The sequence below is a fragment of the Amycolatopsis sp. 3B14 genome, from assembly GCF_050958625.1.
In the GTDB taxonomy this organism is placed as follows: domain Bacteria; phylum Actinomycetota; class Actinomycetes; order Mycobacteriales; family Pseudonocardiaceae; genus Amycolatopsis_E; species Amycolatopsis_E thermoflava.
Window position 1 is genome coordinate 1 of record NZ_JBHZEN010000003.1, and the last position, 25,327, is coordinate 25,327.

23 protein-coding genes and 2 pseudogenes are annotated in these 25,327 nt (G+C 74.4%); 10 read left to right on the forward strand and 15 right to left on the reverse strand.

Going from position 1 to position 25,327, the window contains the following annotated elements; genetic code table 11:
* From ACCP09_RS01275 to ACCP09_RS01285, 3 genes and pseudogenes are all read left to right on the forward strand, one after another.
* Positions 1–387 (forward strand): annotated as a pseudogene (locus tag ACCP09_RS01275) (hypothetical protein); the annotation flags it as partial.
* A gap of 82 nt (positions 388–469) precedes the next feature.
* Positions 470–874 carry an SsgA family sporulation/cell division regulator gene (locus ACCP09_RS01280; RefSeq protein ID WP_123682476.1) on the forward strand — a complete coding sequence of 135 codons (405 nt, stop codon included), beginning with the start codon at positions 470–472 and terminating at the stop codon, positions 872–874.
* Positions 875–929: 55 nt separating this feature from the next.
* Positions 930–2,111 carry a phosphodiester glycosidase family protein gene (locus ACCP09_RS01285; RefSeq protein WP_433742602.1) on the forward strand — a complete coding sequence of 394 codons (1,182 nt, stop codon included), beginning with the start codon at positions 930–932 and terminating at the stop codon, positions 2,109–2,111.
* A 316-nt stretch (positions 2,112–2,427) separates the two neighbouring features.
* On the opposite strand, the gene ACCP09_RS01290 is transcribed toward ACCP09_RS01285, so the two are convergent.
* From ACCP09_RS01290 to ACCP09_RS01305, 4 genes are read right to left on the reverse strand one after another with little or no spacing between them, the layout of a single operon-like run.
* Entirely contained in the window at positions 2,428–2,742 is a 315-nt protein-coding gene (locus tag ACCP09_RS01290; protein ID WP_433742604.1) for a DUF1275 family protein, read from the reverse strand.
* Positions 2,739–3,998 carry an ABC transporter substrate-binding protein gene (locus ACCP09_RS01295; protein ID WP_433742606.1) on the reverse strand — a complete coding sequence of 420 codons (1,260 nt, stop codon included), beginning with the start codon at positions 3,996–3,998 and terminating at the stop codon, positions 2,739–2,741. The genes ACCP09_RS01290 and ACCP09_RS01295 overlap by 4 nt, the downstream gene beginning before the upstream one ends.
* Positions 3,995–5,080, reverse strand: coding sequence for a hypothetical protein (locus ACCP09_RS01300; RefSeq protein ID WP_433742608.1), 1,086 nt, complete (start codon positions 5,078–5,080; stop codon positions 3,995–3,997). Before ACCP09_RS01300 ends, ACCP09_RS01295 begins: the two co-directional genes overlap by 4 nt.
* Positions 5,077–6,900, reverse strand: coding sequence for a tetratricopeptide repeat protein (locus ACCP09_RS01305; RefSeq protein WP_433742610.1), 1,824 nt, complete (start codon positions 6,898–6,900; stop codon positions 5,077–5,079). The genes ACCP09_RS01300 and ACCP09_RS01305 overlap by 4 nt, the downstream gene beginning before the upstream one ends.
* Before the next feature lie 81 nt (positions 6,901–6,981).
* On the opposite strand from ACCP09_RS01305, the pseudogene ACCP09_RS01310 reads away from it, so the two are divergent.
* Positions 6,982–7,119: pseudogene (locus ACCP09_RS01310) on the forward strand (helix-turn-helix domain-containing protein); the annotation flags it as partial.
* Between the two features lie 280 nt (positions 7,120–7,399).
* On the opposite strand, the gene ACCP09_RS01315 reads toward ACCP09_RS01310, so the two are convergent.
* The 4 genes from ACCP09_RS01315 to ACCP09_RS01330 form a co-directional block, all read right to left on the reverse strand.
* The gene (locus ACCP09_RS01315; protein ID WP_433742612.1) at positions 7,400–9,505 is read right to left on the reverse strand and encodes a transglycosylase domain-containing protein; all 2,106 of its coding nucleotides are present in this window, start codon (positions 9,503–9,505) and stop codon (positions 7,400–7,402) included.
* Between the two features lie 78 nt (positions 9,506–9,583).
* On the reverse strand, positions 9,584–10,300 hold the full coding sequence (locus ACCP09_RS01320) for a WbqC family protein (RefSeq protein WP_084022570.1): 717 nt from the start codon (positions 10,298–10,300) through the stop codon (positions 9,584–9,586).
* Between the two features lie 13 nt (positions 10,301–10,313).
* Positions 10,314–10,967 (reverse strand): YdcF family protein, encoded by a 654-nt coding sequence (locus ACCP09_RS01325; protein ID WP_027930455.1) that lies wholly within the window; start codon positions 10,965–10,967, stop codon positions 10,314–10,316.
* Positions 10,968–10,974: 7 nt separating this feature from the next.
* A complete protein-coding gene (locus ACCP09_RS01330; RefSeq protein ID WP_123682469.1) occupies positions 10,975–12,066 on the reverse strand; it encodes a helix-turn-helix domain-containing protein in 1,092 nt (363 codons plus the stop codon).
* 305 nt (positions 12,067–12,371) lie between these two features.
* Between ACCP09_RS01330 and ACCP09_RS01335 the strand changes: the two genes are divergently transcribed.
* Both ACCP09_RS01335 and mmuM read left to right on the forward strand, forming a co-directional pair.
* Positions 12,372–12,995, forward strand: a complete 624-nt coding sequence (locus ACCP09_RS01335; RefSeq protein WP_020420682.1) for a TetR/AcrR family transcriptional regulator — start codon at positions 12,372–12,374, stop codon at positions 12,993–12,995.
* The gene (gene mmuM / locus ACCP09_RS01340; RefSeq protein ID WP_400985574.1) at positions 12,992–13,870 is read left to right on the forward strand and encodes a homocysteine S-methyltransferase; all 879 of its coding nucleotides are present in this window, start codon (positions 12,992–12,994) and stop codon (positions 13,868–13,870) included. Before ACCP09_RS01335 ends, mmuM begins: the two co-directional genes overlap by 4 nt.
* On the opposite strand, the gene ACCP09_RS01345 is transcribed toward mmuM, so the two are convergent.
* The 3 genes from ACCP09_RS01345 to ACCP09_RS01355 are packed head-to-tail and all read right to left on the reverse strand — an operon-like array spanning position 13,839 to position 17,482.
* A complete protein-coding gene (locus tag ACCP09_RS01345) occupies positions 13,839–14,726 on the reverse strand; it encodes a UbiA family prenyltransferase (protein ID WP_027930452.1) in 888 nt (295 codons plus the stop codon). The genes mmuM and ACCP09_RS01345 overlap by 32 nt on opposite strands.
* Complete coding sequence (locus tag ACCP09_RS01350) at positions 14,714–15,952, reverse strand: cytochrome P450 (RefSeq protein ID WP_433742616.1); 1,239 nt, start codon at positions 15,950–15,952, stop codon at positions 14,714–14,716. The genes ACCP09_RS01345 and ACCP09_RS01350 overlap by 13 nt, the downstream gene beginning before the upstream one ends.
* Complete coding sequence (locus ACCP09_RS01355; protein WP_433742618.1) at positions 15,953–17,482, reverse strand: prenyltransferase/squalene oxidase repeat-containing protein; 1,530 nt, start codon at positions 17,480–17,482, stop codon at positions 15,953–15,955.
* A gap of 214 nt (positions 17,483–17,696) precedes the next feature.
* Between ACCP09_RS01355 and ACCP09_RS01360 the strand changes: the two genes are divergently transcribed.
* Positions 17,697–18,605, forward strand: a complete 909-nt coding sequence (locus ACCP09_RS01360; RefSeq protein ID WP_017987986.1) for a proteasome assembly chaperone family protein — start codon at positions 17,697–17,699, stop codon at positions 18,603–18,605.
* Between the two features lie 144 nt (positions 18,606–18,749).
* Here ACCP09_RS01360 and ACCP09_RS01365 read toward each other — a convergent pair whose 3' ends face one another.
* Both ACCP09_RS01365 and ACCP09_RS01370 read right to left on the reverse strand, forming a co-directional pair.
* Complete coding sequence (locus ACCP09_RS01365; protein ID WP_433742621.1) at positions 18,750–20,081, reverse strand: carboxylesterase/lipase family protein; 1,332 nt, start codon at positions 20,079–20,081, stop codon at positions 18,750–18,752.
* 61 nt (positions 20,082–20,142) lie between these two features.
* Positions 20,143–20,742 (reverse strand): HNH endonuclease, encoded by a 600-nt coding sequence (locus ACCP09_RS01370; protein ID WP_431906930.1) that lies wholly within the window; start codon positions 20,740–20,742, stop codon positions 20,143–20,145.
* Positions 20,743–20,936: 194 nt separating this feature from the next.
* On the opposite strand from ACCP09_RS01370, the gene ACCP09_RS01375 reads away from it, so the two are divergent.
* The 3 genes from ACCP09_RS01375 (at position 20,937) to ACCP09_RS01385 (ending at position 23,647) form a co-directional block, all read left to right on the forward strand.
* Positions 20,937–22,229 carry a phosphoribosyltransferase family protein gene (locus tag ACCP09_RS01375; protein ID WP_433742624.1) on the forward strand — a complete coding sequence of 431 codons (1,293 nt, stop codon included), beginning with the start codon at positions 20,937–20,939 and terminating at the stop codon, positions 22,227–22,229.
* 80 nt (positions 22,230–22,309) lie between these two features.
* The gene (locus ACCP09_RS01380; RefSeq protein ID WP_433742626.1) at positions 22,310–23,323 is read left to right on the forward strand and encodes an acyl-CoA dehydrogenase family protein; all 1,014 of its coding nucleotides are present in this window, start codon (positions 22,310–22,312) and stop codon (positions 23,321–23,323) included.
* Between the two features lie 147 nt (positions 23,324–23,470).
* Positions 23,471–23,647 (forward strand): hypothetical protein, encoded by a 177-nt coding sequence (locus tag ACCP09_RS01385; RefSeq protein ID WP_167498937.1) that lies wholly within the window; start codon positions 23,471–23,473, stop codon positions 23,645–23,647.
* Between the two features lie 42 nt (positions 23,648–23,689).
* Here the strand turns inward: ACCP09_RS01385 and ACCP09_RS01390 are convergent, their stop codons facing one another.
* Complete coding sequence (locus tag ACCP09_RS01390) at positions 23,690–24,658, reverse strand: TIGR03557 family F420-dependent LLM class oxidoreductase (protein ID WP_433742628.1); 969 nt, start codon at positions 24,656–24,658, stop codon at positions 23,690–23,692.
* A 57-nt stretch (positions 24,659–24,715) separates the two neighbouring features.
* Positions 24,716–25,291: an NUDIX hydrolase gene (locus ACCP09_RS01395; protein WP_027930446.1), complete on the reverse strand. Its 576-nt coding sequence runs from the start codon at positions 25,289–25,291 to the stop codon at positions 24,716–24,718.
* Positions 25,292–25,327: the final 36 nt, after the last annotated feature.

Consider the following 25,327-nt stretch of genomic DNA (forward strand, 5'->3'; position numbering starts at 1 on the left):
GGCGGGGAGGTCGGTGGGGTCCGGCTCGGGGCTGGTGCGGGGGGTTCCGGTGCCGTCGGCGCGCCCGCGCCGGGAAGCGCCGGGGTGGTGGCGGCCGCGGGGGTGGCTCTCCTCGGCGGGGCCGGTGGCGTGGTGGCTTCGGCGAGCAGCGTTCCCGGTCCCGAGGTCCAGGCGCCCGGCCCGGCGAGCGTCGGCGGGGCGGGGGCCTGCGGCTGGTGCGTCGTCGCCGGCGTAGCCCCGGGCTCGCCGGGCGCGGCGTTGCCCCGGGTCGGCAGCGGGCGGCCCGGGGACGCGGCGGATCGGACCGGTCTCCGCCGCGGGGTCGTCGTCGTGCTGCACCGGTCCATCGTCCCGCCCGCCCGTGTCACTCCAGCGGGTGGGTCGTGAAATTCCTCCGCGAAACGGCGTAACGACGGCGGCGCAGTTCCGTCCTACTGGCGTAGAGCAGCGGGAGGACAGGAGGCCCATCGTGCACGCCGAAACGGTCGAAGAACACCAGTTCGTCAGCCTGGACGGCTACGACATCCCGGTCTTTTCGCGGTGGAGCTACACCACCGCCGACCCCTACGCCGTCACGCTGTCCTTCCGCGCCGACCGCGGCCGGTGGGTCGAGTGGTGCTTCGCGCGCGACCTGCTCGTCGAGGGTCTGAACGGGCCGGCGGGCGAGGGCGACGTGCGGATCCGGCCCGACGTCACGGCCGGCCCGGACCAGCTGATGATGGAGCTGGAGTCGCCGGACGGGTACGCGATCGTCGAGTTCAGCCGCGAGGGCGCGGCCCGCTTCATCGCCTCCACCCACGCGCTCGTGCCGCTCGGCGCGGAGGGCCCCCTGGTCGACGTGGACGGGTTCATCGCGGAGATCACCAAGGTCTGAGCCCCGTTCCCCGCGGCGGCGAACGGCGTTCACCACGCCGTGATCGACTCCGCGGATGAGCCTGCTCACGCGCGCCACGGCGGCGGTGGCCGCCCTCCTGCTCCTCCTCGTCACCGCTCCCGCGGCGGCCGCCGACACCGCGCTCGCCCGCGGCGTCACCTACCGGACCCTGACCTTGTCCACCGCGCACGGACCGGTCGTCGCGCACCTCGTCACGGCCGACCTGACCGATCCGCGCGTGGACGTCGACCTGCTGCACCCGGCGTCGGTGGCCGAGCGGGCCACCGTCTCCGCCCTGGTCACCACGCAGCACGCGGTCGCGGGGATCAACGGCGACTTCTTCAACCTCAGCGAGACCCACGCCGGGATCACGCCCACCGGGTCCTCGGTCGGGCCGGAGATCGCCGACGGCGACGACCTCAAGTACGCCGTGCCGGACGGGCAGCGGTTCGGGCCCGCGATGCCGTCCGGCGTCACCACCAGCGACGTGTTCGGCTTCGGCGCCGACCACCGGTTGCGCACCGCGCGGCTGGAGTTCGCGGGCACGCTGCGCTCCCGGACGGGCGAGTTCGACCTGGAAGGGCTCAACCAGTACGCGCTGCCGGTGGACGGCATCGGCGTCTACACCCCGGAGTGGGGCTCGATGTCCCGGGCCCGCGCGGCCTGCGGCACGGACACCAGCCGCTCGGCGCCGTGCACCCCGCAGGTCGAGGAGGTCGTGGTGCGGCACGGGGTCGTGGTCGCCGAGTCCGCGGGCGCGGGCGCGGGGCCGATCGAGCCCGGCAGTGTCGTGCTGCTCGGCCGCGAGCGCGGCGCGGCCGAGCTGGCCGGGCTCGGGGTGGGCGACTGGGTGCTGGTGACCGACCGGCTCGTCGCCCGCGGCGTGCCGCCGTTCGAGTTCGCGGTCGGCGGGTTCCCCATCCTGGACGACGGGGCCGCGCTGCCCGGGCTGGACGCCTCGCTCGCACCGCGCACGGCGGCCGGGGCGAGCGCGGACGGGCGGAGGCTGTACCTGCTCGCGGTCGACGGCCGCAGCGCAGCCAGCACCGGGATGGGGGTCGGCGAGGTCGCCGCGCTGCTGGCGTCGCTGGGCGCGAGCGAGGCCGTGAACCTCGACGGTGGCGGGTCGACGACCCTGGTGACGGCCGGCCGCGGCGCCCCCGCGACGGTGCGCAACACCCCGTCGGACGGCGCGGAACGCGCGGTCGCCAACGGGATCGGCGTGTTCGTGCGTTAGCCGGCGCAGCACCACGTGGGCGTGGTGCCCGGCGGCGACGAGGACCTGCGCCCCGCCGATGACAACGAGCACCCACCCGGCGCCGAGGTGGCGGACCAGGAACGCCCCGGCCACGAGGCCGCCCACCGACACCACGCGCCGGGTGGCGGCGCCGCGGCTGCCCTAGCCGGCGAGGGCGGCCAGCGTGCGGGTGAGCACGGTCGTCGTCATGTCCGGCACGGCCAGCCGGTTCACCGTGCCGTCGCGGACGCCCATCGCCAGGGCCAGCGCGGCGGCGGCGAGGTAGCGGCGAACGCCCCGGCCGCCGCGACCGCGGTCAGGGCGGCCTCCGCCGCGAGCGCGCCGAGGAACGCCGGTGCGGCGCGGCGATCGAGGACGCCAGCCGCGCGGCGCCCGCGGCGCCGGCCACGAACGCGACGAGCGCGGTCCCCGCCGCCGCGACGTCGAACCCGGGCTCCCCGGCCGCCGCGAACCCGAGGAACACCAGGTTGCCGGTCATGTTGGCGGTGAAGACCCGGCCCAGGGCCAGGAAGCTGACCGCGTCGATCAGGCCGCTGAGGACGGTCAGCGACCCGAGCGCCACCGGCACCGGTTCGTGGTTCGCCAGTCGGCGCACCACGTCTCCCCTCATCGTCCACACGGGACGGACAGCCACTCCTGCGGCGGCACGCCCAGCCGGATGCGGTCCAGCTGCTCCAGCAATGTGTCCAGGCGGCCGGGGTCGTCGAGGTACTCCAGCGCCGCCCGGTAGAAGGCGTTCGCCATGGTCGCCGGCATCAGGTCCGACGCGTCGAAGCAGAGCGTGGCGCCCGAGCGGAGCGCCTCGGCGACCTTGCGGGCCGCCGGGTTGCCGTCGTAGGCCCGCAGGTCCATCGAGCGCGTGGCGGAGAACGCGCTCCCGCCGCTGACCCGCGGCCAGATCTCCTGCGCCGCCGGGGAGGCGAGGTACCGGATCAGCGCCCGCGACGCCGGCGTGTCCGTGAACATGCCCGCCAGGTCGGCCGACACTTCGTAGGTCCCCGGGGCCACATCCGGGCCGGCAGGCGGGACGGCCACGAAGTCCAGGCCGCGCCCGGCGTCCGGGTACCGCGCGAGCATGAACGACCCGTTGTGCTCGTACGCGCAGCTCTGCGGCGACGCCAGCATCCCCTTGCCGGCGTCGGCGAAGTCGGTCAGCAGCACCCGCCCCGGGTTGTCCCCGACGGTGCCCGCCATCATCGCGCCCCACGTCTGCCACGCCCGCCGCACCGCGGGCACCGTCCACGCCAGCTGCCCGGCCGCCCACTGCCGGTACACGTCCGGGCCCGCCTGGTGCAGCAGCACGTCCTCGACCCAGTCCGTGCCCGGCCACCCGGACACCGGCGGCGCGCTCAGCCCGAGGCACCAGGGGACCGCGCCGGTCGCCGCGGTGAACTCGTCCCAAGTGGACGGCTGCGCCAGGCCGTGCAGGGCCGGGTTGAACCACACGATGCTCTTCAGGTCCACTTTCACCGCGATCCCGTACAGGTGCGCCTGCCCGGCCACCTGCAGCTGGAGCCACTGTGGACCGTAGATCTCCGCGGGCGGCGCGCCGAGCACGTCGTCCAGCGGGTACAGGTTGTGCGAGCGCACATAGGTGACCAGCTCGCCCGGGTTCGGCACGACCGCGACGTCCGGCGGGTTGCCGTTCTGCACGTCCGAGGCGAGCACCTGCGACACCGCGCGGGTGCCCTGGTACCGCACCCGGATCCCGGTCTGCGCGGTGAACCCGGCCAGCACCTGCTCGAACGCCACGCCCTCGGCGCCGGTCCACGACGCGAGCACGGTGATCGTGCGCGTGCCCGCGCCGGCGCCGCAGCCGGTCAGGCACGCGGCGACCAGGAGCAGCACCCCCACCACGCCCCTCATGAGCGGAACCGGTATTCGTCGAGCCGGGCGTGCAGGCCCCACCCGGCGAGCACGGCGATCGCCAGCGTCACCGCGGGCACCACCAGCGGCAGCTGGTTGCTCGCCGCGGCCGCGTCCAGCCGGTCGTTGACGTCCCGGGTGCCCGCCGCGGTGGTCGCCTCGTCCGGGATGGCCCCCGCCACGCTCGTCGGCGCCGGGCCGGCGGCGGCCACCGTCAGGCCGCAGTCCCCGGCCCGGCAGTGCGCGGTGACCAGCCGGATCAGCTTGTCCTGCCCGTCGGCGTCGGTCAGCGCCATCCGCCGGTCCCACCCGGCCAGCACGCCGGTCAGCCGGTCCTGCGCGGTGGCCAGCCGGTGCGCCGCGACGAGGGTGAACATCATGCTGGCGCACAACCCGAGCAGCAGCAGCGTCGCCGCCAGCAACTGCGGGTTCAGCAGCCGCTGGAAGCGCTTCCCCAGGTACAGCTGCGTGACGCAGAGCAGCGCGAGCAGCAACGCGACCGGCACCGCCCACAGCGCGGGCGTGGCCGGGTGCAGCCAGCCGGTCGTGAGCTGCCGCGCCAGGGCCTGCTCCTGCACCGACCGCAGGTCGTCGAGCTGATTCAGCACGCCGTCGGGGGAGCGCAGCAGCTGCGACGAGGCGTCCCACAGGTCGGCCGTGCCGACGACTTCGCCGCCGCCCTGCCGGTAGTGCGCGTCGGCCTGCGCGACCGCCGCCCGGTAGGCGGCGAGCAGCCCCTCGACCAGCCGCAGGATCTGGCTGCCCGCGTCCCCGGCCTCGTTGAGCTCGGCGGCGCGGGCGAGGCTCTGGCTCGCCAGCGCGGTCTGCGTGGCGTACTCGGTGCCCGCCCCGGCGAGGCGCACCTCGCCGGAGGAGAAGCTGCGCACCGCCGCCCGGTCCGCGCGGATCAGCGCCGACTTCGCCGCCGCGACCTCGACGACCGCCTGCGCGGTCCGGTCCCGCACGGTCTCCGCCGCCGACTGCACGCCGCGCACCGTGGCGAACCCGGTGACCAGCACGGCCGCGGTGGTCACCAGCAGCGCCAGCCGCAGCCGAACCAGCCTGCGCCGGGTCGTGCTCACCACAGGGACCTCGCCCGCACGGCGTTGGCCCGGTCGATCAGCACGCCGTGCTCGTCCGCGGTGCGGGCCTGGCGGGACAGCTCCCGGTAGGAGCGTTCGAGCCGGTCCCGCAATCCCTTCTCCGACACCGGATCCCCGAGCACCGGGCCCGGCGGTAGCGACCCGTCGCCGTGGTCGAGCACGAACGAGAAAGCGCTCTCCAGCACCGCGGTGGCCAGCCGCAGCCACGACTCCTCGCTGTCCAGCGTGAGGGTGTGCAGCCGGTCCGCGGCCGCGGCGAGGTCGGCTGCGGCCGGGCGCCCGCCGCCGGGCAGGTGACCGGCGAGGATCCGCACCGCGGCGACGGCGGCGCCGTGCCGGTGCAGCGAGATCTCCGGCACCTCGTCGAGGATCGCGACCGCGGCGCCGCGCTCCCCGGCCCGCAACCGGATGCGCGCGAGCCCGAACGCGGCGCCGGCGTGGGACCGGTCGCACGCCCACACCGCCTCGTAGAACCGGGCCGCGGTGTCCGGCCGCGACCGGTGTTCGGTGCAGAACCCGAGCGCCAGCTTCGGCGCAGGCTCCCCGGGCACGGACCGGTAGACGTCGTCGAACAGCTCGGCGGCCGCGCCCACCCGGCCCTCGGCCAGTGCGAGGAGCCCGCGGTGCCAGCTCGCCCGCCAGTCGTGGTGTGCCCGCCAGCCCAGCTGCCGCTCCGCCGACCGCAGGCAGTGCCCGGCCGCGGTCAGGTCGCCCGCCTCCAGGTTCGCGCGGGCCCGGTGGAAGTCCACTTCGACCGATGCCGGGACGCTCGCGAGTTTGGTGAGCAGCCGCCGCGGGTCCGGCGCCCGCACTGTGTGCAGCAGCGGGGTCCGTGGATCGGCCGGGTCGGGGAACGGCACGGGCAGGCCGGCCGCCACGTCCGCGGGGGAGGGCCGCCCGTCGGCCAATGCGCCGCCGCCGTCGCCGGTCCACGCGGTCAGCGGCGGGGCCAGGCTGAGCCCGTCGTCCAGCAGCGCCGCGGATTCGGCGAACACCGCCGAGCGGGCGGGCCGCGGCTTGCCGTCGGCGAGGCAGCGCACCTCGCGCAGCACGCCGCGCACCTGGTTCAGCATCTCCGGCACGTCGGCGAACCGCCGGTCGAAGTCCGCGGTCGCGCGCGCGACCAGGCGGCGGAAGGACTCCGCGCCCGGTTCGCCGGCGTCATGCTCGACGAGCTCGTCGAGCATGACGCCGACGGCGTAAATGTCGGCCCGCTCGGTCAGCCCGTGCTCGCGGATCTCGGTGTGGCCGACCAGGTACGGCGGGGTGCCCAGGACCGGGCTCTCCCGGTCGCCGGTGCGGCGGATCGCGCCGAAGTCGATCAGCTTCGCCGACCGCCGCGTGCGGATCACGTTGTCCGGCTTCATGTCGCAGTACAGCAGGCCCTTGCCGTGCAGGTAGGCCAGCGCGCCCAGCACGTCGACCGCACACGCGAGCGCGTCGGCGATCCTCATGCCGCCCGCGTCGCGCACACTCCGCAGCGACGGCCCGTCGATGTGGTCCATCACCAGGTACCGCAGTCCGCGGTGGGTGACGACGTTGACGATCCGCACGATGTTGGGGTGTTCGAGCGCGGTGAGCACGCGGCTCTCCTGGGCGGCCAGCTTGATCGCGGCGGTGTCGTGCGGCCGGGTCAGGCCCTTGAGCACCACCTGCTTGCCCTGCAGGTTGCGGTCGCGGGCGAGGTAGACGAAGCCGAACGCGCCGCGGGCGAAGCACCTGTCGACCTCGTACTGCCCGGCGACCAGCTCACCCGGCTCGAGCCCGCCGCCGGACGGCGCCTCCTCCGCGAAGCCCACTCACGCGAGGTTACGACACGGCCCCGGTGCGTGGCTAGGCTCCGCAGAGTCGGCACGTCGGGTTGATCAAGGCGAAGACGCCGCTTCCGCGCAGAGGGCCAGGCCGGGCTGGCCGATCGGACCAGTCGGCCGCACACCTCGCCCACTCGGGTTTCTGCCGAGGTGGAGCAGGAGGTCCTGCGGCTGCGGCAAGACCGCCGGCTCGGTCCCACGCGGATCGCGGGAGTTCTCGGCATGGTTGCCTTGCCGGTGGACCGCATCCTGGTGCGGCACGGCATGCCCACGCCGGCCTGGCTGGACCACCCCACCGGCGAGCCGATTCGCCATGATGGGCGGGCCGGGCGAGCTGGTGCATGTCGATGTGAGTGGCAGCGGGTGGGCGCACGCGCACCGCGCCGGCCGACATCGGGGCCAGCCATCGACAACCACCACCGCGCCCACACCCCCGCAGGGGCCAACCACCCATCACCCGCGTCGACAACCTCACTGGGCACTACAGCTACGAGCGGGTCTGCAGGTAGGCCGGATCGGCGGGCGGGATCGGGATGTCCGGGCGGTTGCCCAGGATCTGGCTCATCGCGTGGAAGTACGGCGGCGCCGCCACCGTGCCGCCGAACGCGCCGTGTCCGCACGAGCCCAGGTGCACCGGCGTGCCGGGGCAGATCTCGGCCGGGTGCGGGCCGTCGGCGAAGACCATGGACGACACGGCGTAGTCGTCGACCCCGCCGACGAACGCGACCGACTCGCTCTGCTGCGTCGTGCCGGTCTTGCCGAAGTCCGCGTGGTGCCAGCCGGCCGCGGCGGCCGCCGCCGCGGAGGTGCCCGACACCGTGTCCTGGCTCAGCCCGTTCAGCAGCGAGTCCGCCAGCCCCGGCGGCACCACCTGCTCGCACGCCTGCTGCCGCACCGGCACGTCGTGCCCGTACCGGTCGGTGACCGACAGGACCGGGTTCGGCGGGCACCACGTGCCGCCGCTCATCAGCGTCGCCGACACGTTCGCCATCTCCAGCGGGCTCACCGGGCTGTTGCCGAGCGTGAACGACAGCTTGTCCTGGAAGTACTGCGACTGCGGCAGGCTGTACTGCGGGTTGGCCGACGACGGGTCGGGCTTCGCGCCCGCGTCGTTCGTCGCCAGCGTGTTGCGCAGGCCCAGCCGCCGCGCCATGTCCAGCACGGCAGGCATGCCCACCTGCTGCTCCAGGTTGACGAAGGCGACGTTCGGCGAGGTGGCCAGTCCGTCCCGCAGCGAGATCGGGTCCGGGTAGCCCACCCCGTCGTTCTGCACGCAGTACGGCTGTGTGTACCGGTTCGCGCCGGGCTGGGTGAAGCACTGCCCGGCCTGGTTGGGCAGCGGGGTGTCCAGGCCCGCCTTCCCGCTCTCCAGCGCCGCGGCCGAGGTGAAGATCTTGAACGACGAGCCTGCGCCGAACACGTTGCTCGCGCCCGCCACGATGTTGGTCGACGTCTCGCCTCGCGCCGGGTCGGTGCCGTAGTCGCGGTTGGCGACCATCGCGAGCACCTCGTGGACTGCCTGACCCGGCCGGACGACCGCGAACGTGTTCGCCACGCCGTCCTGCGTGGTCGGCACGTTGGCGTCCACGGCGTTCTTCGCGATCCGGCTCACCACCGGGTCCAGCGTCGTGCGGATCGTGTACCCGCCGGTCTCCAGCTGGTCGGCGGTGAACCCGGCCTGGATGAGGTAGCTCTCCGCGTACTGGCAGAAGAACCCGGCGTCCGGCGCCGCGCCGAAGCAGGTGCTGGACGGGACGTCCGGGCCGTCCGGCAGCACGCCGAGCGGCGCGGCCTTCGCCGCGGCGCCGTCGGCCGGGGTGAGGGTCTTCGTGCTGACCATCGCGTCGATCACCAGGTTGCGCCGCTGCCGTGCCTGGTCCGGGTGGGTGTAGGGGTTGTAGAGGTTGGGGTTGTTCACCATCCCGGCGAGCAGCGCGGCCTGCGGCACGGTCAGCTTGTCCGGCGTGGTGCCGAAGTAGGCGTGCGCGGCGGCCCCCACCCCGTAGACGTTGCCGGTGAACTCCACGACGTCGAGGTAGCCGGTGAGGATGTCCTCCTTGGACACCGTCTGTCCGAGCTGGACGGCGATCTTGGCTTCGCGCAGCTTGCGGGCGATCGTGTCGGCCTGGTCGGCCAGCTGCGCCGCCCTGTCGTTCCGGTCGACCACGTTGATGAGGTAGTTCTTGACGTACTGCTGGGTGATCGTCGACCCGCCCTGCGTGCTGCCGCCGGAGGAGTCGTGCAGCGCCGCGCGCACCATGCCCTTCACGTCGACACCGCCCTCGTCGTAGAAGCGGCGGTCCTCGATCGACACGATCGCGGCCTTCATCGCGGGCGCGATCTCGTCCGCGGTGACCGGGAGGCGGTACTGGTCGAACAACGTCGCGATCGGCGTGCCGTCGCGGTCGGTCACCGTGGTCACCAGTGGCTGCTCGCTGTTCGCCAGCGTCGCGGAAATCCCGTCCACCGCGTCGGCGACCTGGTTGGACAGCACACCGGCGCCCAGGGCGACGGGCGCGACGACCCCGGCGACGAGAACCCCCGCGACGGCGCAGAAGGCGAGGAACCGGGGGAGGGCACGAGACGGGCGCACGGGAGGCGAGGGTAACCGGGCCGCCGTGAAGGCCCGGTTGCCGGAATGGTCTTTACCTCGTGTAGAAGGGTTCTTGGGTCAGCGCGCCGGCACGCAGTCGGTCGCGAGCGCGTCCCGGACGCCGGCGGTGCCGCGCGCGGCGAACGCCCACAGCGCGCTCGCGGTGCGCATCCCGGGTTCGCGGCTCAGCGGGGGCGGCGGCGGATAGCGCACCTGGAGCCCCCGTTCCAGGAACGGGCGTTCCGACAGGTACTTCGCGCCGCCCGGCCCGCACAGGTAGGTGCTCGCGCCGACCGCGGCGGTCAGGTCGGCCAGCCGTTCGGACCGCCCGTCGCGCGCGGGCAGCTCGCTGCTGCGCAGCACGTCGCCCCGCCAGCCGAGGCGGTGCAGCATGGCGCGCACCGACACCTCGGCCACGACCGCCAGGTGCTCGTTCAGCGCCAGCGCGGCGAGCACCTCCTCGACGATCTCGCCGGTCTCCGCCCAGTGCGCGCAGCGGCCGTAGTACTGCCGCACCAGACGGGACATCGTGCGGTGCGTCGCGGACGGGTCGGCGAGGCGCAGTTCGCCGATCCGGCTGTCCCGGCCGCGCGGCCGGTGCACCGGCACGGTCAGCCAGCGCTGGGCCTCCGGGTCGGCGGCCGCGGCGAGGCGGGCGCGGTGCTGGTAGTCGCGGGCGTTGAACTGGACGTCGTCGAGCACGACCCACACGTCGGCGCGCGCCAGTTTGGCCAGTGTGGACAGTCGGGGGAAGAGATTCGGTTGATGGACGGCGCAGGAAAGCGTCTCGGGCACGGCCCGTATGGAATCACAGCATGCGGCTGCGGAATCCGGCGGCCACCAGTCGCCGATACGCCGAATACACGATCGGAGGAATTTTCTGCGGAATCGCGAAACCCTTTCGGGGATACTCGATCAGGCGCTGGAAATCCCCGACGATCATGTCGATGAGTTCCGTGCCGTGCTTGGTCCGCAGCGCGTACTCGGTGAGCGACACCGGGGCCGACGCGCACACCGGTTCCACCTCCGGCCACACCTTCCGCGTCGTGGCGAACGCCCGCCGCTCCATGTACGGCATCGAGACCAGCATCAACGACGACACCTCGACCCCCGCGGCGGTGAGAACCTCCCGCGACAGCGCGATGTTCTCGCCGGTGTTGGTCGCGTTCGGCTCCACGAGGATCGCGTCGTCGGGCACCCCGAGTTCCAGCGCCCGCTCCCGGTAGTGCACGCCTTCGCCGCGCGGGAAGGCGCGCGCGGTCTCGCGGCTGTTGCCACCGGTGAACACCACGACCGGGAACAGGCCGCGGTGGTACAGTTCGGCCGCGTGCGCGGCGACGCCGAGGTCGTTGCAGCCCAGCGCGACGGCGGCCGAGCACGGCTTCGGGCGGTGGCGCAGCCGGTGGAACTCCCAGACCAGTTCGGCGTCGGCCCACACCCGGTCGAGCAGCACTTTCCGCATCGGCTTCTTACCGGGACTCGAAACCGCGGCGAATGCCGTCGATGCTGCGCAATTGGTGCATGAGCCCGTAGCGGGTGGAAATGCGCGCGGTTCGCTCCAGAATGGCGAGCCCGGAATCCGCGGTGGCCGTGTCGGAGAGCAGGATGTGCGCGTGCGCGGTGTCCAGCCGAACCTGCTGCAGCGGCGTGTCGTCGACGCGGTTGGACAGTGCCACGTCGATGGCCCGGCCCGCGGCGGTGAGATCGCCTGCGCCGCGGTGGGCCAGCGCCAGTTTCTGGTGCGCGATCGACCAGTCCGCCGGCTCCTCCAGCGCTTCGAACTCGCGGATCGCGGGCACGATGTGGTCGGTCGCCGTCTCGTGCAGACCCCGCTTGCTCAGCGCCGTGCCCACCCACAGCCGCGCGCGCGTCCGGTCGTGCGGGCTGAGCCGCTCGTCGTCGGTCAGGCTCTGGTAGCGGGCCGCGGCCGACTCCAGCCGGCCGGACATCTCGTCGATCACGACCAGCTGCAGTTCCAGCTGGGCCACCCGGCGCGGCGACTCCAGCTCGGTGAACACCCGCAGCGCCTGCCGGTAGACGTGCTCGGCCGACAGCGGCCCGCGCAGTGCGCCCTGGTCCTGCCGCACCTCGCCGAGTAGCCGCAGCGACCGGCCGTAGAGGTACATGCCCTGCCGGTCCGAGCTGTTCGGCTCGAAGCGGCCCAGCCACCGGTCCAGTAGCGTGTGCGCGAGCCGGAACTCCTGGCGTCCCAGGCACGCCACCGTGCGGTCCAGGTCGTCGGTCCAGGCCTCGTAGTCGTAGCGGGGGGCCGGATCCGGCCTGCGGTCCGATTCGCGCGCCTCGGTCACCAGCACTTCGAACCGGGTGCGGGCGCCGTCGTCGGCCCTGGCCAGCGCGGTGTCGAGGATCGCCTGCGTGTCCGGCCGCGGCACCGTGGCGGTCCCGCCGCTCTCCCACTTGGCGACGGTGCGCGCCGCGACGCCGAGGTAGGCCGCGAACCCCCGCACGGACAGGCGGAGGGCGTGCCGCAGCAGCCGCGCCTCCCGCCCCGTCCACTGGTGGGCGGTCGCGGCTCCCGGAGAGTTCGTCCCGGCGGCCACACGATCAGGGTAACCACATCGTGGCCCGGCAAGTACACCGAAAGTGCAACGGTGGTTCGTTTCCGTCACGAGTTCGCTCGTTCAGTCTAGAGCGAGGCACTCGTCGCCGGGATGACTCCTTTGTCCCGGGCCGATCCCCGGCGCCGGGTGCCGCTCCAACCCGCCCCGCCCGCCGGGGCAGGCGCGCTCCACGTGCCCGCGGGACGCGCGCCCGCCCCGGCCTCCCGAGGCGGATCCCGCGCAGCCGCAGGGGAAACCGCACGCGCGGAGGTGTCCTCCCCCGGCGGGCGCACTACGATGGGGTGATGACCGGCATCTCCACGCCTGCCCGGAACACGTTCCGCGAGCAGCAGTGGCGGGAAGCGCACGACCGTTACCTCGAGTGCGCCCGCGAGGTCTTCGCCCGTCTCGGCTACCACGCCGCCACGGTCGCCGACATCGTGGCGGCCGCCAACGGCAGCCGGGCCACCTTCTACGCGCACTTCCGCGACAAGGCCGACATCGCGGCGGCGTTGTTCGAGCGGATCCTGCCGGACACCGCCGCGCTCTACCGCATGCTCGCCCGGTTCCCGGAGCTGACGCGTGACCGCGTGCGCGCCTGGCTGGACGAGCACGTGCTGGCGTTCTGGGCGCGCTACGCGGTGGAGATCGACGTCCTGACGCAGGCGGTCGCCGACGACCCGCGCGTCGCGGCGCGGCACTACCAGTGGGGTGTGGACGCCGCCCGCGAGTTGTCGCCGTACCTGGCACAGTGGACCGGCGAGCACGAGCAGGCCGGGCTGACCCGCGCGCTGTTGCTGGTGCTGCAACTGGAACAGGCCTGCTACCACTGGCTGATCCGCGGCGTCGGGCACGACCGCGAGCTGGCGCTGGACGTGCTCGCCGACGTGTGGTGGCGCGAGCTGACCTTCCTGCGCGCCGGCCCGTGACCGTCGTGCTGGACGGTGGCCTGGCCACCGAACTGGAGGCGCGCGGGCACGACCTGTCCGGCGAGCTGTGGTCGGCGCGGCTGCTCGCCGACGACCCGGCCGCGATCGTCGCCGCGCACCGGGCGTTCTTCCGCGCCGGGGCGACGGTCGCCACCACCGCGAGCTACCAGGCGAGCCTGGCCGGGTTCGCCGAACTGGGCCTGGACCGGGACGAGGCCGTGCGGTTGCTGGAGCTGAGCGTCGCGCTCGCCCGTGAGGCGCGCGTGACCGGCGACGAACTGGTCGCCGCCTCGATCGGGCCGTACGGCGCCACTCTCGCCGACGGGTCGGAGTACCGCGGCCACTACGGGCTCACCGTCGCGGAACTGGCCGCGTTCCACCGGCCCCGCGCGGAGATCCTCGCCGCGGCCGGGCCGGACCTGCTCGCCTGCGAGACGGTGCCCGATGTGGACGAAGCCGAGGCGATGCTGCTCGCCATCGAAGGACTGGACGTCCCGGCGTGGCTGTCCTACACGGTGGACGGCGAGAGCACGCGCGCCGGGCAGCCCCTGACCGAAGCCTTCGCCGTGGCGCGGGGCAACGACCAGATCGTGGCGGTGGGCGTGAACTGCTGCGACCCCCGCGACGTCGCGGCCGCCGCGGAGATCGCCCGCGAGGCGAGCGGGAAGCCGGTGATCGCCTACCCCAACAGCGGTGAGACCTGGGACGCGCGGGCACGTGGCTGGACCGGCGAGCCGCGGTTCTCGCCGGACCTGGTCCGGGACTGGCTCGCCGCCGGTGTCGCGTACGTGGGCGGGTGCTGCCGGGTGAGCCCGGACGACATCGCCGCGCTCGCCGCGGCGGTCAGGCCAGGAGCGGGATCGCCACGAGGGTGAGGTCGCCCGCCAGCACGACCGGGGTGGCGAGCTTCCGCATGCGCGACAACGATCCGCCAGGGCCGATCAGGGCGATCATCCCGGTGAGGAAAGCGCCTTCCGCGAGCACCCCGGCGACGGCCCAGCCCGGTCCGTACCGCCACCACAACCCGGCGCCCAGCAGCGTGAGCCCGGCCGCGACGACGCCGCACGAGACGGCCAGCGTCCGTCGTGGACCGTACCGCGCGCCCGGGGTGCGGACACCCGACCGGGCGTCCGCGGCGTGGTCCGGCGCGGAGAACCAGGCCGTGCGGCCGAACGCGAGCACGCACAGCCCCGCCAGCACCGGCACCATCGACCGCTCCAGCGCCGGACGCACCGCGAAGTACGACGCCAGCCCCGGCACCGCGAGGAAGCCGGCCCCGAACACGGCCGGGCCGGCGAACCCGCGCCGCTTCAGCCGCACCGGCTCCAGGTTGTACAGCAGGTGCGCGCACAACGCCGAGGCGATCACCAGCAGCGCCGCCCAGCGGCCCAGCCACACCGCCACGACCGCGGCCAGCGCGAGCGCCCCGGCGGCCTCGGCCACCGCCCAGCCGAAGATCCGCCTGCTGCCCAGGCGCCGCGCCGCGCCCGCCAGGTCCACCTTGTCCCGGTCCTGCTCGTCGGTGCGCAGATCGGCCGCGGTGTTCAGCGCCAGCGCGGCCAGCAGCGCCAGCAGCGTGGCCGCCACGGTCACCAGCACCGGGCCGCTGAGCAGGTGCCGCGGATCCGCGAACGCCGCGCCCCACCACGCGTAGGCCAGGTAGCTCAACGGCAGCGGGAAGCGCAGGCGGTGCACGACGACCACGTCGCGCCACCCGGTCAGTCCCGGCACGCCACCACTTCCAGGCGCAGCCGGGCCGACGGCGCCATCGCGTGCCCGCGCAGCTTCGCCACCCCGGCCCGCGGGTTGACGCACCGCAGGACCCGGCGGCGCAGCACGGCCGCGGTGATCATGCGGATCTCCAGCTGCCCCAGCTGGCTGCCGAGGCAGAACCGGGAGCCACCCCCGAAGGGCAGGTACCCCTCGGGCACGCCGCGGCGGCCCAGGAACCGGCCGGGGTCGAAGGCGTGCGGGGACGGGAAGTACTCGGACCGGTGGTGTGCCAGGTAGATCGCGGGGGTGAGCACCGTCCCGGCGGGCAGCGTGCGGCCGTGCAGGTCCACCGCTTCCGGCAGGGCCCGGTTGCCCGCGACCTCGACCGGCGGGTGCAGCCGCAGCGCCTCGGCGATCACCGCCTGCAGCACGGGGACCTCCGCCGGATCGGAGCCGTCGTCGGTGGTGGCGTCCAGTTCGGACAGCACGGCGTCCCGCAGATCGGCGCGCGTGGTCAGCCAGTACAGGGTCCACGCGGTGGCCGACGCGGTGGTCTCGTGGCCGGCGAACAGCAGCGACACCACCTGGTCGCGCAGCTCGTCGTCCGGCACCGGGCCGAGCGGGCCGTTCCCGGTCAGCAGAGGCGAAACCAGGCTCCGCGGCTCCCGGCCCGACTTCGCGGCGGCGACCAGCCGCGCGTCCAGATCCGCGCCCGAGGAGGGCAGCCCGCCGCGCAGGAGCCGGTAGGCGAGCGTGCGGTGGCGCGACCCCAGCGCGCGGTCCAGCCACACCGTGACGTCCCGCAGCAGCACCGGATCCGCGTCGCCGAGGACGATCCGCGCGACGATGTCCAGTGCCAGCCGCCGCGTCCACGCCGCCAGCCCGAACACCGCGCCCGGGCCCAGCTCGTCGATCGCCGACGCGGCCGCCTGCGCGATGAGACTGTGGTAGGCCGCAAGCCGCCGCCCGCGCAGCGGTTGGCCGAGCAGCTTCCGGTACGCCGCGTGGCGCGCCCCGTCGGCCCACAGCATCGACTTCGGCCCGAGCAGCGGGCCGAGCGAGCGGCTGCCCGGGTGCCGCAGGCGCGAATCCTGCCGGAACAGCGAAGCGAGCGTCTCGTGGTGCCACACCAGGATCTTCGGCGCCGGCCCGCCGCGCACGTCGAGCATCGCGCCGGGGTCGTCCGCGTGCGCGTCGAGGAAGGGCAGCGGGGCGACGGCGAGCGCCAGTTCGACCCGGTTCATTCAGCCCGTCCGCTCGGCGGGCGCCGGCTCCAGCCGCGTCAGCAGTGCCGCGACCCGAGGCCGGGCGCCGGCCAGGTGCAACGCGGCGATCCCCTCCGCGCGCACGATCCGGCCCGGTGTGTAGAGGTCCTTGTCGTGCCACAGCGGGGGGTGCCCGGCGTCCGCCCAGGACAGCAGGAACGCACAGCCGCGAGCGGCGGCCTCGTCCGCCCACGGTTCCCCGGCGCGCGCCAGGACCTGCACGGCGTAGGCGGTTTCCTCGAACGTGCCCTGCCACCGGCCCCACGAACCGTCCGGGTTCTGCGTCCGCGCGATCCACCGCAGCGCCCGCGCGCGAGCGGCGGCGCCGTGCCCGCTGCCTGCCAGCGCCAGGAAGCACCGCGCCGTCGCGTAGTACGGGGAGGCGTGCCACTTGTCGGTCCAGCTGCCGTCCGGGTGCTGCTGGGCCGCGATCCACGCGGCCACCCGTCCGGCCACTTCGGACTGTCCGTGCGCGCACAGCGCCTGCAGTACGTGGGCGTTGGTGGTGACCGACGGGGTGCGCTCGTCCGGGTACGTGCAGAAGTGACCGTCCACGTGGTACTCCCGCAGGCAGTCCAGCGGGTGCGGGCGGCCCTGCGCGGCCAGCGCGTAGAGCGCGGTGGAGGTGTCGTCGGCGTCCGGCGGCAGCCCGGCGCCGCCGGACGCGCCGTGCGGGCCGATCTCCGCGGCCAGCCCGTCCAGCACCTCGCCCGGGACGTCGACGGCCAGGCCGGCGTCGGCGAACGTGGACACCACCCAGGACCGTTCGAACACCGTGAGCGGCGCGGCCACCGGCACCGCTCCGCCGTGGCGTGCCTGGATGTTCTCCAGGTACCGCACGCCGGGGTGGCCGCGGGCGCCGTCCGCGCCGAACCAGGCGGCGGTGGCGGCGGGGGAGCAGCCGAGCCCGTTTTCCCCGGGACGGGCGAAGCCCACCCCGCGCGCGGCCGGGCCCAGCGCCTCCAGCGAGTGCAGGATCTTGTCCGGCAGCGCCTGGCCGTCTTCGACCAGGCGGCGCATCCCGTGCAGCAGCGCCGGTTGGGTGCCCTCGGGGTGCGGCAGGCGGCCGCGGGCCGGCACGATGTCCTCGGCCTCGAGCGCGTCCAGGTGCGCGTTGAGCGCCGACACCAGCGACGGCACCAGGATCTCGACCGCGACCGTGTCCGGCAGCCCGACCCGCAGATCCCGGCCCCACCGCGTGGTCAGCGCCTGCAGCCCGTGCTCCGCGGCGGCCGCGATGGACGGCGCGCCGGTGCGGCGGAACTCCGTCAGCAGCGCCTCCGTGGCGCTGAGCGTCGGGAGCAGGCCGTAGCCGTCCGGCCCGCCCCAGCCGCCGTCGGGCGCCTGCTGGTCCAGCAGGTACGCGATCCGGTTGGCGTGCCCGGCCAGATCGGGCAGGAGCGCGACGACGCGGGCGGTTTCGTAAACCGACGGGGAGAAGTCCCCGTAGGGGTCGGTGACCATGGCGCGCAGCAGGTGGTGCGCGTGCTCGGCCAGGTCGGTGGTCATGGGGCGGTCCTCGTGGTCCAGCGGCGACGTTGATCACGCTCGGTGTACCGGCCGTGACGGAGAGATCCAACCTAGCACTCCTGAACATTGTTCTTAACCGGTTTCGCCCGAGTGGCGCAGTAACCCGGTGGAAGTAAGCCCTTCGACGGGATGGATCGCGGCCCTCGCTACGTTGAGTGTCGAGGAGAGAGGTGCCCGGAACAGGCTGGAGGCTGTGGTGTTCGATCCGACGGATCTCTACGAGGTGGACTCGGAGCTCCCGGAGTTGAGCGGGGCGGTGCTGTTGCACCAGCTCGACGGCTTCATGGACGCCGGCCAGGCCGGCGCGCTGGTGAGCGAGCACCTCAAGGCGAACTGGGACAACCGGGTGGTGGCCCGATTCGATGTGGACCGGCTGATCGACTACCGCGCGCGGCGGCCGGTGATGACGTTCGACACCGACCACTGGGAGAGCTACGACACACCTGAGCTGGCGGTGCGGCTGTTCCACGACGAGGTCGGCACGCCGTTCCTGTTGCTCAGCGGGCCCGAGCCGGACGGGCTGTGGGAGCGCTACGCGGCCGCGGTGCGGACCCTCGTGGAGCGGTGGGACGTGCGGATGACCGTGTCGTTCCACGGGATCCCGATGGGCGCGCCGCACACGCGCCCGCTCGGGGTGACCGCGCACGCGACCCGGCGCGAGCTGATCGGCGACTACGACCCGGTGCTCAACCGGCTGGAGGTGCCGGGCAGTGCCCTCAACCTGACCGAGTTCCGGCTCGGCGAGGCCGGGCACGACGCCGTCGGGTTCGCCGCGCACGTGCCGCACTACCTCGCCCAGTCCCGCTACCCGGCGGCGGCGCTGACCGTGCTCGGCTCGATCACGCGGCTCGCGGGACTGTCCCTGCCGGACGAGGCGTTGCGCGCGGCCTCCCGCCGCACCGACGCGGAGATCGCCCGGCAGGTGGCCGAATCCGACGAGGTCGCCGACGTGGTGCACGCGCTGGAGCGGCAGTACGACCTGTTCGTCGAGGCGATGGACGAGAAGAAGACGCTGCTGGCCGACGAGACCGCGATGCCGACCGCGGAGGAGCTGGGCGCGGAGTTCGAACGCTTCCTGGCCGAACAGGACCGCCGGGACTGACCCGGCTCGGAAATCCAGCTCCGCCTTCCCGGGCCGGAACCCGCCCGCCCCCGCCCCTCGGCTCTGGCGAGTCCCACGTTCGGCGGGGCGAGTTCCGCGTCCGGCCGCTCGTGCCGGGGCCTCAGGGGAGCTCGTGCCTGGTCCTCAGGGGAGGCGGTGCGGCGCCTGCTTCGGCGTGTGCCGCGCCCATCCCGGGGACGGCGTGCCGGTCTTGGCGAACGACAGCCACACCGCCCTCAGGTCGCGGCCCAGCTCGGTCAGCGCGCTCCACTCGGCGCCGGCCAGCATGGGCGCGTTCCGCCACGCCGGCTCGTCGCCCAGCAGGAACGGCAGGTCCACGCAGTGCCCGGCGCCGTACGGCGAGGACGGCGCGCCCCAGTCGAACACGTAGCTGTACACGCGGCCGCCGCGCGCGGCGAGCTGGTCGGCGAACGCCCGCGACGGCGCCGCGAACATCCACCGCGTCACACCGGCCTTCAGCGCGGCCACCCCGCGCGCGGTGACCGGGAACCGTTCCAGCTGCGCGATTCCCGGCTTGCCGGTGAGGAACGAGTTCATCTCCGCCGCCGTGGTGCCGATCAGCACGTCGACGTCCGGGGCGAACCGCGCCCGTTGCGACATCCAGTGGGCGACGCTCGGCAGCGGCGGCGCGTCGGCGACCGGGCAGAACGGCGGCACCGAGTACAGCCCGCCGGGGCCGGCGGCCTTCACGATCGTCTCGTTCTGCGCGCGCAGGACCTCCGTCACCGGGGCCGTCCGCGGATCGGCGCCCAGCGCGGCGGTGAACAACCGCGCGGTGCGCGCGGCGGTCCGGGCGCCGGCCAGCCGCAGGCCCAGCGGCGCGCTCTGCAGGATCGCCCGCCGGAACAGGCCGCGGGACTCCGGCAGCGCCATCAGGCACGCGATCGAGTGCGCGCCCGCGGACTGCCCGAAGACGGTGACGTCGTCCGGGTCCCCGCCGAACGCCGCCGCGTTCTCCCGCACCCACCGCAGCGCGGCGAGCTGGTCCAGCAGGCCGAGGTTGCCCGGCGAGACCCCGGGCAGGCGCAGGTAGCCGAGCGCGCCGAGCCGGTAGTTGGGCGCCACGAACACGACGTCGCCCTCGGTGACGAGCCGGTGTCCACCGTAGAACCCGAACGAGTTCGCCCCGGTCACGTAGGCGCCGCCGTGCAGCCACACCATGACCGGCCGCTTCCGGTCGTCGGCGGCGGGGGTGAGGACCGTCAGGTTGAGGCAGTCCTCGTCCTGAGCAGGCACGTCCGCCGGGACGCCCATGACGCCGTCCGGCCGCACCGGCGGCTGCGGGCTGACCGGGCCGTGGCGGGTTGCGTCGCGGATGCCGGTCCACGGCTCGACGGGCTCCGGCGGGGCGAACCGGGCCGCGCGTGCGAACGGGATGCCGCGGAACTCGGCGAGGCCGTCGGCCGTGACGAACCCGCGAAGCTTGCCGCCACCGGCGGCCACCACCGTGTCCACACCACAACTGTAACCGCGGCTCCCCGTGGATGATCGTGGAGCGGATTTCACCGCGAGCGCCTCAGGACGGCTGCGGGTAGAGCCGCTCTGCCGCCGCCAGCCAGGCCCGCTCGCCCGGTCTCAGCGCCGGGCGGCCGAGGGCCTCCCACAGGTCGGCGTAGTGGTCGGCCAGACCGTGCCAGCCGTCGTCCGCCGGGGCACGCAGCGTCCACCCCAGCACGTCCAGCGTCAGGTTCCCCTTCGCGCTGTTGCACACCCAGCAGGCGGTGACGATGTTGTCCCGGTCGAGCGGATCGCCGCCCCGCGTCACCGGTTCGATGTGGTCGTGGGTGGCCGAGATCGTGGCCACGGCCGGGTGGACCTCGCCGGCCTTCCAGTTCCGGTGGTAGGGGAAGTCCTCCGGGTAAGCGGTGGACAGGAGGCGCATGACCGGGGTGAGGACGGTAGGGACGCCGCAGTAGCGGCACTGGTAGCGATCGCGCTCGAAGATCTCCGCCAGCACGCGGACCGGGGGCGTTCGCCTGGGGACGGGGGGCCGCAGCCGTTCGGAGATGGCACCCATCCGGGCGTCCGCCGTGGCGCGGTCGTGCCGGACGAGCGCTCGGACGACGTCGTGGAGCACCTCCGTGTACCCGGCTGCTTTCTCGCTCGTCGTCCTCACCGCGACCCTTTCTCCGTCGGAGCGCCCGGAGCCTAGTCCGCTGCACAGGGCCCGGCGGGAGCCCACCGGTTCACCACGGAACGTGCCCGGCCGCTGCGTGCACCGCCGTTCGGCTCAGTGAGGCCCTAGGACTCTCGCCGTGGGGCGGTGCCGCCGCTACGGTCGCCGGAGAACTTCGCGGAGGAGGTGCTCCGATGCCGTTCACCGACCGGAGGGACGCCGGTCGTCGCCTCGGGGCGCGGCTGGTCCGGTGGCGAGGCAGTGACGTGGTGGTGCTCGGGCTCCCGCGCGGGGGTGTGCCGGTCGCGGCGGAGGTGGCGCGGGCGCTCGGCGCGCCGCTCGACGTGCTCCTGGTCCGCAAGCTCGGCCTGCCGTTCCAGCCGGAGCTGGCGCTGGGCGCGATCGGCGAGGGCGGGCTGCGCCTGGTGAATCCCGTGCTGCTGGGGCGGTTCGGGATCAGCGAGGCGGAACTGGCCGCGGTCGAGGCCGCGGAACGGTCCGAACTGGACCGCCGCGCCGCCCGCTTCCGCTCCGGGCGGACGCGGACACCGTTGGCGGGCCGCACCGCGATCGTCGTCGACGACGGGGTGGCCACCGGCTCGACCGCGCGGGTCGCGGTGTCGGCCGCGCGGGCGGCGGGCGCGGCGTGGGTCGTGGTCGCGGTGCCGGTCGGCGCCCGGCAGGCGGTGGAGGCCCTGCGCGAGGACGCCGACGACGTGGTGTGCCTGGAGTGCCCGGCGGCGTTCACCGCGGTGGGGCAGTGGTACGAGGACTTCACGCAGACCCCGGACGAGGAGGTCGCGCGGCTGCTTGCAGGCGAAACCGGGGACCAGGATCCGGTGACGGGCGACGAGGAGGTCACGGTCTTCGTCGGGGCGGTGCCGCTCGGCGGACGGCTGACGGTGCCGGAGCGGGCGGCCGGGATCGTCGTGTTCGCGCACGGCAGCGGCAGCGGCCGGTACAGCCCGCGGGCGCGCACGGCCGCGGAACGCCTGCACCGCGCGGGGATCGCGACCCTGCTGGTCGACCTGCTGACCCCGAGCGAGGAGTCGGACCGGGCGCGGGTGTTCGCCGTCGAGCTGCTGGCCAGCAGGCTGGTGGAGGTGACGCGATGGGTGCGTGCGCGGACCGGGCTGCAGGTCGGCTACTTCGGCACGGGCACCGGCGCCGCGGCGGCGCTGCTGGCGGCCACCGACTACCGGGTCGAGGTGGCGGCGGTCGTCGCGCGTGGCGGGCGGCCCGACCTCGCCGCGAAGCGGCTCGGCTGGGTCCGGACCCCGACCATGCTCATCGCGGGCGCCTTCGACACCGGCGTGCTGGAGCTGCACCGGAAGGCGCGCGCCCAGCTCCGCGGCGAGGCGCACCTCGCGGTCGTGCCCGGCGCCACGCACCTGTTCGAGGAGCCCGGCGCCCTGGAGGAGGCCGCCACCCTGGCCACGGACTGGTTCCGGAGGCACCTGACGCCGGTGACCGTCGACGGCGGCTGACGGTCCACGCGCGGCGTTTCCGGCCCGGCCGAGCGGGTAGTAACGCGCTGTTCCCGATTCCGCACGCTAGGTGGTGGCCGGTGGTGCTCGACCACACCGTCCTGCTCGGCTCGGTCATCGAGTCCACGATCGCCCCGCAGGCCGACCAGGTGGACCGCGCCGGGCGGTTCCCGCGGTCCGGGGTGACCGCGCTCGGCGAGATCGGGCTGCTGGGACTGGCCAGCGCGACCGCGGTCGGCGGCGGGGGAGCGGGTCTCGCGGAGACCGCGCGTGTGGTCGAGCGGCTGGCCGGCGTATGCGGCTCGACCGCGATGGTCCTGCTGGCGCACTACGCGGCCACGGCCGTCGTGGAGGCGCACGGCCCGCCGTCGGTGCGTGCCGCCATCGCCCGCGGCGAACACCTCGCGACGCTCGCGCTCGGCGAGCCGGGCGACCGGTGCGCGCCGACGGCCACCGACGGCGGCGTCGTGCTGGACGGGGCCAGGAGCTGGGTCACGGCGGCGGGCGAGGTGGACAGCTACGTGTGGTGCTGCGGCTCGGCAGCCGCGCTGGTCGACGGCGACGCGCCGGGCCTGCGGGCCGGCGCCCCGTTCGACGGTCTCGGCCTGCGGGGCTGCGCGGCCACGCCGGTGACCGCGGACCGTGTCGAGGTCCCCGCCGACGCCGTGGCAGCCGAGGGCCTGGACCACGCGCTCCCGGTTTTCCTCGCGCTCGGCGCCGTGTTCTCGCTCGGCCTGACCGAGGCGATGCTCGCCGACACCGCCGGGCGCGTGGCGGAGCGCCGGGAGTTCGCCGCGCTGCGGGCCCGGACGGACCTGTTGCGCGTGTTCTGCGACGACACCGTCGCGGCGGTCGCCGGGGGCCGGGCGGACGCGCGGGTGCGCGCGGCGCAGGCGAGGCTCGCCGGGGCGGAGACCGCCACCGAGGTCGGCGACCGGCTGCTCCGGCTGTGCGGCTTCGCCGCGGCGCGCAAGGAGCTGGCCCTCGAGCGGCACTACCGCGACGCCCTCACCGCCAGGGTGATGACCCCCACGGGTGAGTCTCTGCGGGAGTTCGCCGGGCGCGATGCCGTTGGCCAGCCACTATTCCGCTGATGCCACTGTCCGCAATGGACGATCGAATTTTCCGGCCCGCTCCCCGGCGTGTCGGCTTGCGCGCACTCGAACAGGTGTTCTAGTGTTCGACGCGGCCGGTCGGGGAGTGACGGGCCGCACCAGGACGACAGGGGCAGGGGAGTAGTGATGGCCTACAAGATCACGCACGTGTCACGCGCACAGGAGATCCGGTTCCCGACCCAGGCCGCGGCGGAGCACTACGCCGACCGGCTCGGCGGCGGGCTGGACAAGTGGCAGGTCCGCGAGGCAGGCGCCGAGGCGCCGGGTCCGGTGAGCGTCGCGGAGCCCGCGCACCGGAACTGAGGCACATCCGGTGGGGGCCGAGCAGCCCCCACCGGACGCCGGTCAGCTCGGCGCCAGCGACCGGATCCGCTTGCCCAGCTCACGCTGGAAGAACTCCAGGAACCCGTCCGGATCGGGCCCCGCGTTCTGCATCACCAGGTGGTCGAACCCGGCGTCGGCGAACGGCTGCGCCACCTCCACGTACCGGTCCACGTCGGAACCGCACGCGAACTTGCCCAGCACGTCCTCCTCGCGCACGGTCGCCGAGGCGGCCGCGAAGTTCACCGGGTTCGGCAGCTCGCTCATCACCTTCCACCCGGTCAGCGCCCACCGCGACGTCTCCAGCGCCGCCTGCGCGGCCGTGTGCGGGTCCTCCGCCCACGCCATCGGCACCTCCGCGTACCGCGGGCCGTCGCCGCCCGCCGCGGTGTAGTGCGAGACGACGTGCGCCTTCGGCTCGGTCGCGAACAGCCCGTCACCCAGCTCGCCCGCCAGCTCGGCCGACGCCTTGCCGCTCGCGGCGACCGCGATCGGCGGCAGCTCGTCCGGCAGGTCGAACACCCGCGCGTCGGCCAGCGTGAGGTGCTTGCCCTCGTAGGACTGGTAGCCGCCGCGCCACAGCAGCCGGATGATCTCCAGCGCCTCCCGCAGCCGCTCGTGGCGCCCGGGCACCGTTTCCGGGAAACCCGGTCCCACCACGTGCTCGTTGAGCCGCTCGCCCGCGCCGACGCCGAGCGTGAACCGGCCGTCGGACACCAGCGCGAGCGTCGCCGCGGCCTGCGCGATGATCGCCGGGTGGTAGCGCACCGTCGGGCAGGTCACCCCGGTCGCCAGCCCGATCCGCTCGGTCTTCGCCGCGATCGTGCCCAGCACCGTCCACGCGAACGGCGAGTGCCCCTGGTTGTCCAGCCACGGGTGGAAGTGGTCGCTGATCTCCACGAAGTCGAAGCCCGCCTGCTCCGCGGCCACCGCCTGCCGGACCAGCTCCTTGGGCCCGAACGCCTCGGCGGCCAGCTTGTACCCGATCCGCACGTCGATCTCCCTCCGTCCCCCGCGGCGTACCCGGCCGCGGCGCGCGGAAACGGGACGTCACCGCCAGGCGAACACGGGTTGCTCGAAGTGGGCGACGCGCGTGGTGCGGCCGTGCAGTGCGGCCTCCCGGAACTGGTAGAGCACCGCGGCCGTCGGGGCGTGCACGAGGTGCCCGGCCAGCGGCAGCTGGATCACCGGCCGGTCCGACTCGGGGATCGTCAGGAACCGCGGCTCGACCGCGAGGTCCGGCACGGGGATCACGTGCACGTGCGCCACCTCGTCCGGGTTCGGCCGCAGCGGCACCTCGCCGGACAGCCGCACGACCACCGGCGTGATCACGTAACCCGAGCGGGTCGGGTAGTCGTCGAGCAGGCCCACGCAGGCCGCGCGGGTCGCGGTGACGCCGAGTTCCTCCTCCAGCTCCCGCAGCGCCGCGCCGATCGCGTCCTCGCCCGGGTCGACCCGGCCGCCCGGCAGCGCGAACTGGCCGGGGTGGGCGCGCATCCCCGTCGCGCGCCGCGTCAGCCAGATCACCGGTTCCTCGCCCGACACGACGATCGCGACCGCCGCCGCGCGCCGCCCGTCCAGCGGCACGGCCACCCGCGGGAAGGTCTCGATCACGTCGGTCCGCATCCTGCCGACCCTAGCCGGAGCCGGGAACGGCCATGG

Coding starts and splice junctions, on each gene's coding strand:
- ACCP09_RS01285 (WP_433742602.1), top strand. CDS start 930: ATGAGCCTGCTCACGCGCGCCACGGCGGCGGTGGCCGCCCTCCTGCTC.
- ACCP09_RS01290 (WP_433742604.1), bottom strand. CDS start 2,742: ATGAGGGGAGACGTGGTGCGCCGACTGGCGAACCACGAACCGGTGCCG.
- ACCP09_RS01295 (WP_433742606.1), bottom strand. CDS start 3,998: ATGAGGGGCGTGGTGGGGGTGCTGCTCCTGGTCGCCGCGTGCCTGACC.
- ACCP09_RS01325 (WP_027930455.1), bottom strand. CDS start 10,967: ATGCGGAAAGTGCTGCTCGACCGGGTGTGGGCCGACGCCGAACTGGTC.
- ACCP09_RS01335 (WP_020420682.1), top strand. CDS start 12,372: ATGACCGGCATCTCCACGCCTGCCCGGAACACGTTCCGCGAGCAGCAG.
- ACCP09_RS01350 (WP_433742616.1), bottom strand. CDS start 15,952: ATGAACCGGGTCGAACTGGCGCTCGCCGTCGCCCCGCTGCCCTTCCTC.
- ACCP09_RS01355 (WP_433742618.1), bottom strand. CDS start 17,482: ATGACCACCGACCTGGCCGAGCACGCGCACCACCTGCTGCGCGCCATG.
- ACCP09_RS01375 (WP_433742624.1), top strand. CDS start 20,937: ATGCCGTTCACCGACCGGAGGGACGCCGGTCGTCGCCTCGGGGCGCGG.
- ACCP09_RS01385 (WP_167498937.1), top strand. CDS start 23,471: ATGGCCTACAAGATCACGCACGTGTCACGCGCACAGGAGATCCGGTTC.
- ACCP09_RS01395 (WP_027930446.1), bottom strand. CDS start 25,291: ATGCGGACCGACGTGATCGAGACCTTCCCGCGGGTGGCCGTGCCGCTG.